The following is a 743-nucleotide window of genomic DNA, read 5'->3' on the forward strand; positions in this document are numbered from 1 at the left end:
CACAGGGCAATCTTGAGGTGCAGTGGGTGGAATAGCAAACAACAGAATAATGATGCGACTGAAGCTCTGGGAGGAATCCCGGGGCTTTTCTATTGCAAGATGCAGAAAGGAATTAATATGAAACTAAGACTTGTCAAACAGGGAGATTTTTTAGGAACGAAATGCGATTTTTATGTAAATGAGATTGGCGATATTTTTATGAGCAGAACACAGATTGGATATGCGTTAAAATATAAGCAGCCGCAGAATGCGGTTCTAATTGTTCATAAGCGCCACAAAGAGAGATTGGATAAATTTTCTGTGGAAGTATCGGGGTGTCAATTTGTCACCCCGATTTATAAAAATGAAAACACCGATAAAGTATTCATGTATAAAGAACGCGGAATATATGAAATATGTCGTTACTCAAATCAGCCAATAGCAGACGATTTCAACGACTGGGTTTACGATACGATCCTGTCCATCAAAAAGAACGGCTACTACATCGCCACTGAAAAAGATGCAAAGTGGCTGGGAATCCGTCAGGAGACTAAAGAAGTACGCAAGGCTGAGACAGATCAGATTAAGCTCTTTGTAGAGTACGCAAGGGCACAGGGGAGCCAGCACGCAGATCGGTATTATGTGTCACTGACCAAGCTCATAAACCGCAGATTAGGCATAGAGAACGGCGGGAGGGACAAGGCAGACCAGAGGACGCTGATGCACTTAAAATCGCTGGAAACGGTGGTGGAGCTGCATCTGGC

Annotated in this window: 1 protein-coding gene; it reads left to right on the plus strand. The window is 43.6% G+C overall.

Annotated elements, in window-relative coordinates; genetic code table 11:
• Window positions 1–117 precede the first annotated feature (117 nt).
• Window positions 118–743, plus strand: a 626-nt coding sequence (locus NE473_RS30065; RefSeq protein WP_256265543.1) for a BRO family protein, incomplete at its 3' end; no start/stop codon positions are given.

The organism is Hungatella sp. SL.1.14, assembly GCF_024460495.1.
Taxonomy (GTDB): Bacteria; Bacillota; Clostridia; order Lachnospirales; family Lachnospiraceae; genus Hungatella; species Hungatella hathewayi.